Origin of the sequence: Hyphomonas sediminis (genome assembly GCF_019679475.1) — a bacterium.
Lineage (GTDB): Bacteria > Pseudomonadota > Alphaproteobacteria > Caulobacterales > Hyphomonadaceae > Hyphomonas > Hyphomonas sediminis.
This window is the reverse complement of record NZ_JAIEZP010000001.1, coordinates 1275808-1289613: the sequence shown is the minus strand read 5'-3', so window position 1 is coordinate 1289613 and position 13806 is coordinate 1275808. Positions and strand designations below refer to the sequence as shown.

Annotated in this window: 13 protein-coding genes; 2 read left to right on the top strand and 11 right to left on the bottom strand. The window is 62.1% G+C overall.

The window, feature by feature from the left end; all coding sequences use genetic code 11:
• Positions 1-13 precede the first annotated feature (13 nt).
• Positions 14-1384: a leucyl aminopeptidase family protein gene (locus K1X12_RS06540; RefSeq protein ID WP_220986812.1), complete on the bottom strand. Its 1371-nt coding sequence runs from the start codon at positions 1382-1384 to the stop codon at positions 14-16.
• 119 nt (positions 1385-1503) lie between these two features.
• Between K1X12_RS06540 and K1X12_RS06535 the strand changes: the two genes are divergently transcribed.
• A complete protein-coding gene (locus K1X12_RS06535) occupies positions 1504-2364 on the top strand; it encodes a tetratricopeptide repeat protein (protein WP_220986811.1) in 861 nt (286 codons plus the stop codon).
• A gap of 5 nt (positions 2365-2369) precedes the next feature.
• Here K1X12_RS06535 and amaB read toward each other — a convergent pair whose 3' ends face one another.
• The 10 genes from amaB to K1X12_RS06485 all read right to left on the bottom strand — a co-directional run bounded on the left by amaB (position 2370) and on the right by K1X12_RS06485 (position 12998).
• A complete protein-coding gene (gene amaB / locus K1X12_RS06530; RefSeq protein ID WP_220986810.1) occupies positions 2370-3872 on the bottom strand; it encodes an L-piperidine-6-carboxylate dehydrogenase in 1503 nt (500 codons plus the stop codon).
• Positions 3873-3911: 39 nt separating this feature from the next.
• Entirely contained in the window at positions 3912-4937 is a 1026-nt protein-coding gene (locus tag K1X12_RS06525) for a type II secretion system F family protein (RefSeq protein ID WP_220986809.1), read from the bottom strand.
• A 13-nt stretch (positions 4938-4950) separates the two neighbouring features.
• Positions 4951-5976: a type II secretion system F family protein gene (locus K1X12_RS06520; protein ID WP_225907899.1), complete on the bottom strand. Its 1026-nt coding sequence runs from the start codon at positions 5974-5976 to the stop codon at positions 4951-4953.
• Positions 5976-7451 carry a TadA family conjugal transfer-associated ATPase gene (locus tag K1X12_RS06515; protein WP_220986808.1) on the bottom strand — a complete coding sequence of 492 codons (1476 nt, stop codon included), beginning with the start codon at positions 7449-7451 and terminating at the stop codon, positions 5976-5978. The genes K1X12_RS06520 and K1X12_RS06515 overlap by 1 nt, the downstream gene beginning before the upstream one ends.
• Positions 7452-7476: 25 nt before the next feature.
• Positions 7477-8865, bottom strand: a complete 1389-nt coding sequence (locus K1X12_RS06510; protein WP_220986807.1) for a CpaE/TadZ family protein — start codon at positions 8863-8865, stop codon at positions 7477-7479.
• A gap of 31 nt (positions 8866-8896) precedes the next feature.
• Entirely contained in the window at positions 8897-9601 is a 705-nt protein-coding gene (locus tag K1X12_RS06505; RefSeq protein ID WP_220986806.1) for a CpaD family pilus assembly protein, read from the bottom strand.
• Between the two features lie 12 nt (positions 9602-9613).
• A complete protein-coding gene (locus tag K1X12_RS06500) occupies positions 9614-11206 on the bottom strand; it encodes a type II and III secretion system protein family protein (RefSeq protein WP_225907898.1) in 1593 nt (530 codons plus the stop codon).
• A gap of 11 nt (positions 11207-11217) precedes the next feature.
• The gene (gene cpaB, locus K1X12_RS06495) at positions 11218-12078 is read right to left on the bottom strand and encodes a Flp pilus assembly protein CpaB (RefSeq protein WP_220986804.1); all 861 of its coding nucleotides are present in this window, start codon (positions 12076-12078) and stop codon (positions 11218-11220) included.
• Positions 12079-12176: 98 nt separating this feature from the next.
• Positions 12177-12692, bottom strand: a complete 516-nt coding sequence (locus tag K1X12_RS06490; protein ID WP_220986803.1) for an A24 family peptidase — start codon at positions 12690-12692, stop codon at positions 12177-12179.
• A gap of 144 nt (positions 12693-12836) precedes the next feature.
• Positions 12837-12998 (bottom strand): Flp family type IVb pilin, encoded by a 162-nt coding sequence (locus K1X12_RS06485; protein ID WP_220986802.1) that lies wholly within the window; start codon positions 12996-12998, stop codon positions 12837-12839.
• Positions 12999-13302: 304 nt separating this feature from the next.
• Here K1X12_RS06485 and K1X12_RS06480 point away from each other — a divergent pair, with 304 nt between their 5' ends.
• Positions 13303-13752 carry a pilus assembly protein N-terminal domain-containing protein gene (locus K1X12_RS06480; RefSeq protein ID WP_220986801.1) on the top strand — a complete coding sequence of 150 codons (450 nt, stop codon included), beginning with the start codon at positions 13303-13305 and terminating at the stop codon, positions 13750-13752.
• Positions 13753-13806 lie beyond the last annotated feature (54 nt).

Sequence of the window (13806 nt, the reverse complement as noted above, 5' to 3'; positions counted from 1 at the left end):
CCCCGGCTGAGCTTCAAACCGCCGGGTAGCGTTTTTCGAGCATGGACCAGACGGCGCGGAGGCCGCAGGCGGCGCCGCCGTCGGGGCGGCCATATTTGGATTTGCGCCAGGCCCAGACATCGAAATGCGCCCAGCTGTCCACCGAGACGAACTGTTTCAGGAAGATGGCTGCCGAGATCGAGCCGGCCATGCCTGCCCCGCCCGAATTGACGAGATCGGCCACCGGGCTTTGCAGATAGGCGAGGTAGGGCTCCCAGAGCGGCATGCGCCAGACCGGATCGCCTGACGCGGCAGAGCCCTCGAGAATGTCGGCGGCGAGCTGCTCGTCATTAGTATAGAGGGGCGCCAGATCAGGGCCGAGCGCAACGCGGGCGGCGCCGGTGAGAGTGGCAAAATCGAGCAGCAGGTCGGGCTGGTCCTCGCAGGCGCGGGCGAGCGCATCACCCAGCACGAGACGGCCCTCAGCGTCGGTATTGTCGATCTCGACCGTGAGGCCTTTGCGGCTTTGCAGGATATCGCCGGGGCGGAAGGCATCGCCCGCGATGGCGTTTTCAGCTGCCGACACGAAGAGGCGCAGGTGAACCGGCAAGCGCGCCTCCATCACCAGTTCCGCCAGCGCGATGGCATGGGCCGCGCCGCCCATATCCTTCTTCATGATGCGCATGCCGTCGCCGCCCTTGATGTTCAGGCCGCCGGTATCAAAGGTGATACCCTTGCCGCAGAGCGAGACTTTCGGCGCGCCGGGCTTGCCCCATTCCAGCATGATGAAGCGCGGCTCCTTCACGGCGGCGCGGCCGACGGCATGGACCATCGGATAGTTCTCAGTCAGCAGCGTATCCCCGACAACGGCGGTGACACGGGCGCCATAGCGCTCGCCCAGCGCCGAAATGCGGCCATGGATCTGCTCGGGGCCCATATCGGCAGCCGGCGTGTTGACCATATCGCGCAGACCGGCGATGGCGCTGGCCTCCCGCGACAGGCGGGCGACATCTTCAGACGCCGGGATGACGAGGCGCGGCGGCGCCGCCTTCTCTTTCTTGTAGCCATCGAAACGGTACGCGCCGTCTGCCCAGCCCGCCGCGATGCTGGCGAAAGCGTAGCCACCAGTCTCTGCGATTTCATAGTCACCGGCGGGAAGCCGCGCGGAGAGGCCGGCGACGATCAGCGCGTCCTGCCCCTTGCCGAGGCCATAGAGGACGTGCGCCGTGCCCCCGTCTGCGCCGGGCACCAGCACCGTCTGCCCTGCGCCGCCGGTAAAGCCCTGCGCCGCCGCAATCGCCCGCGCATTCGGGAACGGATCACTTCCCAGCGCGCCAAACAGGCCGCTCGTATAGAACCAGACCTGAACGGAACCGGAGGATTGGGCGGTGAAGGAGGTGTGCATATCGAGCCTTTCAGGGCTTCCCGGTGGTTAATGTTGGCGGCTTCGGCGTTAACCGAACCTTGACCCGGACTGGGCCAAAGTCTGCCAGACCTTTAGGGATACATACACGGAGCCCGCCGATGTCCAGTGCCAAAAAGCCCCTCGCCGGCCTCGCGCTCGTGCTGGCAGCAACCGCCAGCGCCTGCGCCTCCACCGGCCAGAGCGCGGCCGACAAGGAAATGGAACAGGCCATCGAGGCCGCCCTGGCGCCGGCCCCTGCCGAGGAGCGGGAAGCCGCCAACCGGGCCGATCCGCTGACGCGGGCAAACTTCTGGGGCAAGGAATACCAGAAGGCGCCGCAGGACGTGACCGTGGCGCGCGAATTTGCCTCCGCCCTGCGCGGCATCGGCAGCAACAAGCGCGCCATTGAAGTGATCAACACCACGCTGATCGTGCATCCCGGCGATGCGGACCTACTGTTGACGCTGGGCCGTGTTCAGATGGCGGAGGGACAGTTCCAGCAGGCACGCGCAGCATTTGAAGCCACAACGCAGTCGGCCCCCGGCCGCGCCGAAGGCTGGGCCGCGCTGGGCACCGCCCTCGACCAGCTGGAAATGCACCGCCAAGCACAGGCAAGCTATCAGCGCGCCCTGCAGATTGACCCGGCACGCACGACGACGCTGACCAATTATGGCTTGTCGCTGCTGCTTTCTGGCGACCTTGCCGGCGCCGAGGCGCAACTGCGACAGGCCGCCGCCCAGCCGGACGCAAATTCTCGCGTCACGGAAAACCTTGCCCTCGTAATCGGCCTGCAGGGCCGGTTTGACGAGATGAAGACGCTCAGTTCACAGAATGCCCCGGACAAGGTGGCCGAGCAGAATGCGGACCTGCTGCGCGGGCTGGTGCAGCCGGCCCGCTCCTACGACTCGCTGATGAACACTGACACCTCGCCCACCGCGACGCCCGGAACGAAGCGCCGCCTGCGCGGCTCGATCGACTAGCGCGCTTAATCCGGCAGATCGAAGCGGATGCCCTGCGCCAGCGGCAGCGCGCCGGAATAGTTGATCGTGTTGGTGGCGCGGCGCATATAGCCTTTCCAGGCATCGGAGCCGGATTCGCGGCCGCCGCCGGTTTCTTTCTCACCGCCGAATGCGCCGCCGATTTCTGCGCCGGATGTGCCGATATTGACGTTGGCGATGCCGCAGTCCGACCCGGCGGCAGAGAGGAAACGCTCGGCCTCGCGCAGGTCTGTTGTGAAGATCGACGAGGACAAGCCCGCGCCGGCTTCATTGTTGAGCGCGATGGCCTGCGAAAGATCCGCATAGGGCACAACGTAAAGGATGGGCGCGAAGGTTTCGCGCAGCATGGGGCCTTGCTGGCCGGACATTTCCACGATTGCGGGACGGACATAGACGCCCGCCCCTGGCAAGCGCTCGCCGCCTGTGATCACCGCGCCGAGCGCGCGGGCCTCGGCGAGTGCGTCCTGCATCATGTCCCCAGCGGCGCCATCGATCAGCGGGCCAACGAGGACGCCCTCTTCCGACGGGTTGCCGACGCGGGCGGACGCAAAGGCCGCCTTGAGGCGCGGCAGGAGCGCGCCGCGCACGCTTTCATGCACGAAGAGGCGGCGCATCGTGGTGCAGCGCTGGCCCGCTGTTCCCAGCGCCGAGAAGGCGATGGCGCGGGTGGCAAGGTCCAGATCCGCAGACGGACAGACGATGCCGGCATTGTTGCCGCCAAGCTCCAGGATCATCTTGCCGAAACGCTGGGCAACAATTGGCGCAACCGCGCGGCCCATGCGCGTGGAACCCGTAGCCGAGAGAACCGCAACGCGCTCATCGGCGGCCAGGCGCGCGCCCGTTTCCGCCCCGCCGACGAGGCAGGAGAGCAACCCCTGGGGCACGCCGCCGAAGGCCTTGGCAGCGCGGGCGGCAACGCTGCTGACAGCAAGGGCTGTGAGCGGGGTTTTCTCAGAAGGCTTCCAGATGACGGGGTTGCCGCAGATGAGCGCAAGCGCGGCGTTCCACCCCCAGACGGCGACGGGAAAATTGAAGGCGGTAATGACTGCCGTGATGCCGGCAGGATGCCAGGTTTCCATCATCCGGTGGCCGGGGCGCTCGGACGCAATGGTGAGGCCATGCAATTGCCGGGAAAGGCCGGTTGCAAAGTCGCAGATGTCGATCATCTCCTGCACTTCGCCCATCGCTTCGGACGGGATCTTGCCGGCTTCGAGCGTGACGAGCGCGGCAAGGTCTGTCTTGGCGGCGCGCAGCTCTTCCCCGAGGAGGCGCACGAACTCGCCCCGGCGCGGCGCGGGAACCTCGCGCCAGGCAAGGAACGCCTCAGCAGCGGAGGATACGGCGGCTTCGTGATCTATCGCGCCAGCGGCGGGGAGATATCCGAGTACGGACCCATCCAGCGGCGAGCGGCAGGCGATGGCGCCCTCGGCAGACGGCATGGGAACGCCAAGGCGGGCGAGGCTGGTGCGGGCAATATCGTGCGGTGTCATGCCAGCGGTCTAGCCGCCCTTCCCCGCAGGGGAAAGCCCTCAGGCGTGATCGACGGGCGACTCGACCTGCGTGGTGGTCAGCGACGGGGCCGCGTCATTGTCCTTCTCCATCTTCTGATACTTGATGTAAGCCGGGCCAAGCACGACCAGGAACAGAACCGGCAGGAAGAACAGGATCATCGGCACGGTGAGCTTTGCCGGGAGGGCAGCGGCCTTTTTCTCGGCCTCCGACATCCGCATCTCACGGTTTTCCTTGGCCATGAGGCGCAGCGCGTCGCCCAGCGGCGTGCCGTAGCGCTCCGCCTGGCCAAGCGCCATACAGACGGCCTTGACGCCTTCATGGCCCGTGCGCAGGGCGAGGTTTTCATAGGCTTGGCGACGATCTGGCAGATAGGACAGCTCGGCAACCGTGATGCCGAACTCTTCGGCAAGCTCGGGCGAAGCCGATCCGATCTCGGACGAAACCTTGTTGAAGCCCATCTCGATAGACATACCCGCTTCGACGCAGATCAGCAGCATGTCGAGCGCGTCCGGGAAGGCGCGCATGATCGACTTCTGCCGCTTCTGGGCAAGGTTCGACACATAAAGGTTTGGCGCATAGAAGCCGGCGGCGGCGCCGAAGACGACGGAACCATATTTCATCATCACCGACAGGCCGAGATCGTTGACGAAGAAAATGTAGAAGAAGGTGAATGCCGCGCCGACGAAGGGCAGCGCCATCCGCGCGAAGTAGAATGCCGAGATCGGCCCCGGACCGCGCAGGCCGGCCTGGTTCATCAGCTTGACGACGTTGGGATCTTCCAGCGCCTTGGCGAGATTGAGCTTCGAGGAGATTTCGCCCACGAGGCTTTCGTCGCGGCGGCGCAACCCCTTCTTTTCGAGCGCCGCGCGGCTCTGCTTGCGCAGCTTTTCGCGCTGGGTGGCGACCGCTTTCAGGCGGGTCTCGAGCTTGTTGCCCTGAAGATAAGGCAGGAACACCGTGACGAATGTTCCGAACACCGCCGCGGCAACGAGCCAGGCGGCGAGCGTTTGCGGCTTTGTAAAAGAGACGAGAAGATCATACATGCCGCGCCCTGCCCTACATATCGAAGTTGATCATGTTGCGCATGACGGTGATGCCCGTGCCCATCAGGCCGGCGGCCATGACGAGGATGACGTGGCCCGTCTCCGTACGGAACAGTTCAAGGATGTAATCAGGCGTGGTCATGAACACCATCAGGCCGACGGCGAAGGGCAGCGCGCCGATGATCATGGCGGAGGCCTTGGCCTCGGATGACAGCGCCTTGACCTTCTCACGCATCATCTTGCGCGAGCGAATAACGCTCGACAGGTTGCCCAGCGCTTCGGACAGGTTGCCGCCCGCTTTGGCCTGGATCATCAGCACGATGGCGAAGAAGTTGATTTCCTGCAGCGGTATCCGCTTGTAGAGCGCCGCCAGCGACCGGTCGAGGCCCGCGCCCATGGCGAGGTTATCCGCGAAGGTCAGGAACTCCTTGCGCAGCGGCTCGGGGCTTTCCCGGCCGATGACGCGGATACACTCGTTCAGCGGCAGGCCGGATTTGACACCGCGCACGATGATGTCGAGCGCGTCGGCAAACTGGTTGACCATCTTTGTGTGGCGGCCCTTGATGAGGAAGCCGAGTACGAATTGCGGAATGCCGAGCACGCCGCCGAAGAAGGCGCCCGCGACCAGCACCGGACGGCTCTTGAGGTTCATGCCATTGATGACAAGCCCGTCGGCGCCAGAAATATAGACCAGCATTGCGCACACCGCGCCGCACACCACCGAAATGATCCAGAACATCGGCACCGGAATCTCAAGGCCAGCCTGGGTCAATTTCGACCCGATGTTCCGCATGGGATCGTTCCGGCGGCGCTCTTTGTCCTGCCGGCGCAGATTGTCGAGCATCTCCTGCGTCTTGGCACGGCGGCGGACGTTTTCGTCCACCTTGCCTTTTACCGGCGCCCCTGCCCGGCCGGCACCGATGGTCTTGGCCCGCTTGCGCGCGGCATCATCCTGCCCGCCGGTGAGAACAAGACCTACGCCAACGATGGCAAAGAAGGCGAGCGCCGCAACGATATAGGGGATCAGGGAAGCGGTCATCAGGCACCATTCAGCTCGTCGAGAGCGGCGGCCAGTTCGCGCTCCAGATTGTAGTAAGACGCGCGTTCCCAGAAACGCGGACGACCAATGCCCATGCCGCGATGGCGGCCAATGATCTTGCCGTTATCGTCCTCGCCGTCGATCTCGTATTTCAGGATGTCCTGCAGCACGATCGTGTCGCCCTCCAGGCCCAGAACCTCGGTGATGCACATGATGCGACGCGAACCATCACGCAGGCGTGACGCCTGAACCACGACATCGATAGAGCCGACGATCATTTCACGGATGGTTTTGGCCGGCAGCGAGAAGCCACCCATCGTAATCATGGACTCCACCCGGCTGAGCGCTTCGCGCGGGCTGTTGGCGTGGAGCGTTCCCATCGAGCCGTCGTGGCCGGTGTTCATGGCCTGCAGAAGGTCGAACGCTTCAGGGCCGCGAACCTCGCCCACGATGATCCGCTCAGGACGCATACGCAGACAGTTCTTGACGAGTTCGCGCATGGTGACCTCGCCCGAACCTTCGATGTTCGGCGGGCGCGTTTCGAGACGCACGACGTGCGGCTGTTGCAGCTGAAGTTCGGCGGAGTCTTCGCAGGTAATGACGCGCTCGCCAGGCTCAATAAAGCCGGTGAGACAGTTGAGCAGCGTCGTCTTGCCCGAGCCCGTACCGCCAGAGATCAGGACGTTACAGCGGCTGTGGCCGATGATGCGCAGGATTTCGGCGCCGCACTCGCTGATCGAGCCAAAGCGCACGAGGTCGTCGAGCTTCAGCTTGTCCTTCTTGAACTTACGAATGGTGAGCGTAGGGCCATCGATCGCCAGCGGCGGCGCGATGACGTTCACACGCGAGCCATCCAGCAAGCGCGCGTCACAGATCGGGGAGCTTTCATCAACGCGGCGGCCAACCTGGCTCACGATCCGCTGACAGATGTTCATAAGCTGGGCATTATCGCGGAAGCGGATGTTCGTCCGCTCGATCTTGCCGTTGACCTCGATATAGGTCGTGTCCGCACCATTGACCATGATGTCGGCGATGTCGTCGCGCGCCAGCAGCGGCTCCAGCGGACCATAACCCAGAACATCGTTACAGATATCGTCGAGCAGGTACTCCTGCTCCGATATCGACATCACGACATTCTTGATACTGATGATTTCAACAACAATGTCGCGGATTTCTTCGCGGGCACTCTCGGTATCGAGCTGAGCGAGCTGGGAGAGGTCGATGGTGTCGATCAGCGCGTTGAAGATGGTGGTCTTCGTTGCGTAATACTGCTCGGTCTGCTGGCTCACCTTGCGAACCGGTTCCGGCTTCACCTCAGGCGGCTTCGCCTTGACGGCAGCAGCCTGCGGGGGCGCGACCGGTTTCGGCGCAGCCTGCGGCGCGGGCGCCTGTGGCGCAGCCGGCTTCGGCGCCGCCGCGGGCGCCGGCGGCGGCAGCGTTGCGGAGGATGTGCCGGAGCGTTTGCCGAATGCCATGATCTAACCTGTCGTCCCGATCTTCTTACTTACCCAGCAGTTTCTTGAAGAAAGACTTCTCAACTTTCTGGACCGCCCGCCCACTGAGGATCGAGGCAAGCTCATCAATTGCAATCGCCGGCTTGGAGGCCGGGCCTGTTTCCGAAATCATCTGGCCATTATTGGCAGCCGTTCCGAACACTTCCGGATCAAACGGCATGACGATTTCCGGCTCGACGCCGATGGCCGCGGCAAAATCCTTCACCGGAATCTCCGGGCGCTTGGGAACACCGCACATATTCAGCACAAGGCGCGGCGGATGATCGTTGACGCGGTGGCCCTTGAGCTGGTCGATCAGGTTCTTGCCGTTGCGCAGCGAAGCCAGATCGGGCTGGCAGACGACAATCACCTCATCGGACGCAATCAGCGTGCTGCGCAGCCAGTGGTTCCAGACGTGCGGCAGGTCGAGCACCATATAAGGCACATTCCGGCGCACACCCTGGATGACCGTATTGTAGGCGTCATCGGGAATATCGATCACCTGGTTGATATGCGCAGGCGCCGTGAAGAGCGACAGGCGCTCCGTTGCCCTGGCCAGAAGGCGTTCGATCACCGCATCGTCGGCCCGCTCGGGCGCCAACAGCGCGTCGGCAATGGTCTGCGGTGTTTCCTGGTTGAAATCGAGCGCGGTGGTGCCGAAGGAAAGGTCCAGGTCGACAAGCGTGGTGTTGACCTTGATGTTCTCGGCCAGCGCCCAGGCGAGGTTGTGCGCGATCGTGGAGGCCCCTACCCCGCCCTTCGCGCCGACGACCGAAATCTGGCGGCCAACGAACGGCGCTTCGGGATCTGTAAACAAGTCGGAAATGGCGCGCAGGATCTGCAGCGGCTGGAAAGGCGGAACAAGATATTCCGAAACGCCGCGCGCCATCAGCTGGCGATACAGCATGATGTCGTTGACGGCGCCAATAACGACGACCTTCACATGCTCGTCGCAATGCTCGGCCAGCGCGTCGATCTCGTTGACAACCTGAGCAGCCACGGAGCCGGATTCGATCAGCAGCAGGTTCGGCGTGGAGTTGGAGCGCAAGTAGTCTACCGCAGACGGAATACCGCCAGGAAGGCATTCCACAGTGGCGCGTCCCATGCGGCGGTCCTGCGCGCACAGCTCCATCAGCAGCCGGGTCTCTTCCCGCTCGTAAAAGAGCTTGATGGAAATCGCCGGCAGCATGGCGTCGCCGCCCTCAGAACTGCTGGAGAAAACCGGCATGTTGAAATTGGCGGCGCGATCTGTCACCGGCGCGGGCGCAGCCGACGGGCTCTCGCCAAAAATGGTTGCGGCTGCCTTTTCAATCGGCGTGCTGGGCAGATCATCGCCGAAGACATCTTCGAACTCGGGATCGATGTCATCCTCGAACATCGGACTTTCCTTGACCATCTTCCTACTCCCGTTGGCTCCTGCCGGTACTCTATCGGATTGCTGTCGAAACAGCGCCGGACTCCTGAGCCGAACGCACCGATGCGGTCGACTCTCCTTTCCGGAATTTCTCAAGTATGACTTCGCGGCGCTGGAGATCTGACGGATCGAGCGGACGCCCGCCGAGCAGGTCTGCCGGGTCAACAATCATGGCGGCCAGATTGGTGCGCACGGAGCATCCCAGTGTCGGCTGGTGGTTGTTGGAAGTCACATCGCTGAAGTCGATCGTCGATTTCGGCGGGCAATTTGGCGCGATCGCCTCATAGCTCTGATAGGCGAGGATCAACGGCTCGCTGACCGGCGAGCCTGAGCCATGCGCCGTGCTCGACATTTCATCATACTCGATGCCCATCTCCCAGGCGATGGCGCGCGCTTCAGCGATCGCGGCAACGGCGAGTTGGGGATTGGACGATGCCTGCGGCAGGGACATGACAAGCGGGCCATGACCCTTCTTCACATAGCCGGTGACAAAGGTTCGGATGCGGCTGCGATCGTCCGATGACAGCTCGCTGGCATACGCGTCGATGGCGACTTCCAGAAACTCCGTGTTCATCCGAACCTGGATCGGGTTCATATCGAGCGCGTTGGACTCAAGATAGGCTGGCTCAACGGCCGTCGGGGCCATGCTGGAACAGGCACTGACCATGCCTGCGCTCAGAGCGATGAGAGCCGGTAGAGATCTGATCTGACGGGTCATGATGGTCTTGCCCTACTCTTCCATGAAGCCCACAGGGGCGCGGTATTGGTCTGCCTTGATGGGGGCGCCATCGCGGCCGTAAGTTTCGTTCAGTTTACCGAAGAAAATCGTCTTGGCGTCCGACGCGTTGGCGTAGCCATCAGCCGGAGACTTCATCGCATCCTTGGCAGCCGGCCCGACAAGATACGGCGTGACCATGATCACAAGCTCGGACTCCTCGGAGAGGAAGTCGCGCGACTGGAACAAGGCGCCAAGGATCGGCAGTTTCTTCAGGCCGGGCAGCTGGTCGATTGTCTGGCGATCCTTCACCGAGATGAGGCCGGCCATCATCATCGATCCGCCCGAAGGCAGCTCGACAACGGATTCTGCGCGGCGAACTGTCAGCGCAGGAAGGGTGACGCCCTGAATGACCGTCGTGTTGCCGTTGGAATCAGTGACCGTCTGCGCCGTCCCCTGGAAAGCGCCCTGGGAGGTCAGCTCCGACACTTCCGTGGACACTTTCAGCGAAATCCGGCCTTCCGACAGCACCACAGGCGTAAACGCCAGGCCGACACCGTAGGGTTTGAACTGGACCGTGATCTGACCATTCTGGTTCTGGCCAACCGGGACCGGGAATTCACCGCCAGCAAGGAACTTCGCGCTTTCGCCCGACATCGCGACGATGTTGGGTTCCGCCAGAGTGCGGACAATGCCGATCCGTTCCATTGCATCGATCGCCGCCCCGATGGAGGATTGGAGCTTGCCGTCAACATAATTTGAATAGCCGCCCTTGAAGGACAGGCCGCCAAGCGCCTGGCCCTGCACGTTGAAGCCATTCGCAGTGCTGCCGCTGGTTGTGTTCGAGAATGGCAAATCGCCACCCGCCGCTTGCAGCGCCGTACCCTGAGCAACTGTGTTCAGGCCGATATCTTTGTCGTAATACAGCGGCCAGCCGCCCAGCAAAACCTGCTGCAGCGTCGTGTTCGCCAGGTCACCAAAGCCCGATGAGCCGGAGAGGTTGATGCCCAGCTGCTTGATCACGCTGCGCTGCATTTCAACGATACGGACTTCCAGGAGCACCTGATCGGCAGCGTCCACGCTCAGCATGTTGACGATCGGCGTGCCTCTGGCGCCCGTACTTGGAAAGAACGCCTCCACAAGGCGCGTAACCTGGTCAGACTGGCTGAGATTGTCGACCCGGCCCGTGAGGACCACGCTTCCGTTGATGCTTTCGGCTTTCACGCGCGCATCGGGAACATGGCGCGTAATCATTTCTTCGAGGGTGGCAAGATCGGTTTCCACCGAAATATCCAGATCAAGAAGAGGCCGGCCGGCGCGATCAAAGATCAGCGCATTTGTCTGGCCCAGCTTGACGCCCCGGAAAATAATCCGCTGCGACGTCTGAACGACGGCGTCGGCAATATCCGGGCTGGATATAACAACATCTGCAGCCGGAGCATCCAGCTCGACGATCATCGATTTATTGACGCCAAGGGTCACCCGGCGGGAAACCGCCTGCTCCCCCGGACGGATAATATTGGCGCTCATCCCGTTGGGAACGGTTTGAGCCAGCGTTCCCGGAGCAAGCAGAGTTGCCAGGGTCGCGGCGCATGTCAGCGCTTTCATCGCCAGCCTCATCAGTTGACCCCCATCGTCATTACTTGCGGTTTGCTGTTGCGAATGAGCGTAACTGTGTTGCCACCATCGAGATCTCCGCCATTCATTTCGTACCGCGGGTTCCTCGGCGCACTGACGGCATTCTCGTCGAGCGGACGCAAAACCAGGGTAAGTTCGCCCATGCTCTGCGAAAGCGCGACCAGTTCGGCTTCTTTGGAGGAAACCTCCAGCGTGGCCGTGTTACCGATACGGGTCGCTTCGACTTCACCATCAACGGCCGTGCCCGGGCTGACGGCCTGGTCAATCGCAAGAACGCGGACGTTCTGCACCAGTGTACGAGCAATACCACGCTCGATCGTCGGGCCGTTGCCGGTCTGGATTTCTTCGACATAGGTCAGGATCAGGTCGACGCGGTCATTGGGAAGAATGAAACCACCCGACGCGGACTCCGGCGAAATGCCAACCGCGACAGCGCGCATGTCGGCTTCCATCAGCACCGGCAGGAGACCAGCTTCGCCCTTCTTCACAATGCGCTGCGGCAAGATCGGCTCGTGCTTGAAGATCGGCAGTTTGGTGATCGCGCCGGCGACTTCTTCAATCGCGTCAGGCTGGGCAGACTCTACAAACTGGCCTTCGACGACGCCCTTCTCCGGCCAGACGGCCCATTTCAGGTCTTCAGGCTTGATCTGCTCACCGATCGCAAAGTCGCGGGTCGCCGTCAGGACCTTGATCTCCGACACCTCGACATTCTCGATGACTTTCTTATCGCGCGTGACCGTGTCCGTGACGACCTGCGGCTGGCTCATCCGGCTGACCAGGAGAGCTGCGCCGCCGGCAGCAACCAGCGCCAGCAGCAGGATAATGATACGCATAGGCGACATGTGGCGCCACTCCCTCCGAATTCCGCGTGCAAAGGTAAACGCACACGGCCAGCCGATTCATACTGTTCGGAAAATTGCACGCGCCGCCTAAAGGATAGTTAACCGGTAAATCCTGCGGCCAGGAAGAGATCAGCCAGGAGCGGAGAACCGGCCCCGGCCAGCAACGCCCCTGCAGCAATTGCAACACCATAGGGCACGCCAGCATTCGGTTCGAAGGGCGCCCGCATGAAGCCCGGAATGGCCTCAGCAGGCGCGGTACGGCGCACCGCCAAGACAAGGACAGCGCAGATACCGCCGACAATAGCCATCTTGAACGTGAACATCAGCGCTGCAGCTGGCCCCACCCACAAGACCACCGCAGGGATCATCTTTGCGTCCCCTCCCCCGAAAATGCGGAAGGCAAACAGACCGAAGGAAATAAGGAAGGCCAGCGCGCCAGCCATCAGGTGGCCGCCAATGATCTCCAATGGCAGGCCAGACACGGCAGCAGCCGGAACAAACAGCGCCGCAAGCGTCAGGTTGAGCCAGTTTGGGATCTTGAGTTGATTGACGTCAAAAAGAGCCGCCAGAACGCACAGGCCCAGAAATATCGCTCCGAGGAACATTAGGACCATTTGGCTTCTCCCATCCACAACTCCTAAGGGCGCCAATCTGCGCCAAAAGACTGAAAGAAGCCTTGAAACGCTGCGCGCGGATCAAATGAAAAGAGCCGCCGGAAGACCGGCGGCTCCTTCAATTCTAGCCAAGAAGGCAAGCGATTAGGCTTGGTCCATCTTGCCAGCAACCGTTTGGAACGTTGCTTCAGCGTTGTTACCGAGAGCGGTGACACCGCCGATGATGGCGACAGCGATCAGAGCGGCGATCAGGCCGTACTCGATTGCAGTTGCGCCCGACTCGTCTTTCAGAAAACGTGCAAACATTGGAAACTCCCATCATGCGTTTGACAGTTCCGGCTTGAAACTTTTATTCCCGGAACAGTGTTGGTTCTACAGGAGCATTCCTGAGATCTCGTTTCCGCGAAAAGAAAATTCGTGAAGCGAAATCAGGGGGTTGTTTACCGTTTCAGTTCCCCCCGAGAAGCACCTTGCGCGCGCGATTCCTTAGTATAGGCGATGACGATTCCGGTTCGCCGCCCAGGCAAACGGCGCAAGCTCCCCCTGCATTAGGAAATGGGAAACCAAAATAAGCGACGGTCCCTGAAATCCGTACCGGAGCCTCCGTATAATGAAGTTCGCCGCGAAAACTGCCCTTGTGATGATTGCCAGCCTTGCCGTCGGCGCGGCTGCAAGCGCCGAGCAACTTTCAATAGAGGCGTCCAAAACGATCCCATTGCGCCTGGACGGTTCGGCCGCCAGCATCGTTGTCGGCAACAAGAACATCGCCGATGTCGCCGTACACGATGACCGGCTGATCTTCATCACAGGCAAAAGCTATGGCACGACCAACCTGCTGGTGTTCAACAAGGCAGGCGACCAAATCTATAGCGGCGATATTGTCGTGACGGCCAATTCGGCCAACCTCGTCTCGGTTAACCGCGCCGGCCAGACGCGCACCTATGACTGCGCCCCCGTCTGCCGCTCCACCATGAGCGTGGGTGACGATCCGAGTTACTTCAATGCCCTGATCAGCCAGCAGCTGCGCACCCAGGCGTTGACCGAAGGCGGCTCCAACTAGGCCTTTGCAGGCCTGGTCGGTGAAATTTCATCGACCTGTTCAACCTGCCAAAAA

Coding starts and splice junctions, on each gene's coding strand:
- amaB (WP_220986810.1), bottom strand. CDS start 3,872: ATGACACCGCACGATATTGCCCGCACCAGCCTCGCCCGCCTTGGCGTT.
- K1X12_RS06515 (WP_220986808.1), bottom strand. CDS start 7,451: ATGGCATTCGGCAAACGCTCCGGCACATCCTCCGCAACGCTGCCGCCG.
- K1X12_RS06510 (WP_220986807.1), bottom strand. CDS start 8,865: ATGGTCAAGGAAAGTCCGATGTTCGAGGATGACATCGATCCCGAGTTC.
- cpaB (WP_220986804.1), bottom strand. CDS start 12,078: ATGTCGCCTATGCGTATCATTATCCTGCTGCTGGCGCTGGTTGCTGCC.
- K1X12_RS06480 (WP_220986801.1), top strand. CDS start 13,303: ATGAAGTTCGCCGCGAAAACTGCCCTTGTGATGATTGCCAGCCTTGCC.
- K1X12_RS06525 (WP_220986809.1), bottom strand. CDS start 4,937: ATGTATGATCTTCTCGTCTCTTTTACAAAGCCGCAAACGCTCGCCGCC.
- K1X12_RS06500 (WP_225907898.1), bottom strand. CDS start 11,206: ATGAAAGCGCTGACATGCGCCGCGACCCTGGCAACTCTGCTTGCTCCG.
- K1X12_RS06505 (WP_220986806.1), bottom strand. CDS start 9,601: ATGACCCGTCAGATCAGATCTCTACCGGCTCTCATCGCTCTGAGCGCA.
- K1X12_RS06490 (WP_220986803.1), bottom strand. CDS start 12,692: ATGGTCCTAATGTTCCTCGGAGCGATATTTCTGGGCCTGTGCGTTCTG.
- K1X12_RS06535 (WP_220986811.1), top strand. CDS start 1,504: ATGTCCAGTGCCAAAAAGCCCCTCGCCGGCCTCGCGCTCGTGCTGGCA.
- K1X12_RS06540 (WP_220986812.1), bottom strand. CDS start 1,384: ATGCACACCTCCTTCACCGCCCAATCCTCCGGTTCCGTTCAGGTCTGG.
- K1X12_RS06520 (WP_225907899.1), bottom strand. CDS start 5,976: ATGACCGCTTCCCTGATCCCCTATATCGTTGCGGCGCTCGCCTTCTTT.
- K1X12_RS06485 (WP_220986802.1), bottom strand. CDS start 12,998: ATGTTTGCACGTTTTCTGAAAGACGAGTCGGGCGCAACTGCAATCGAG.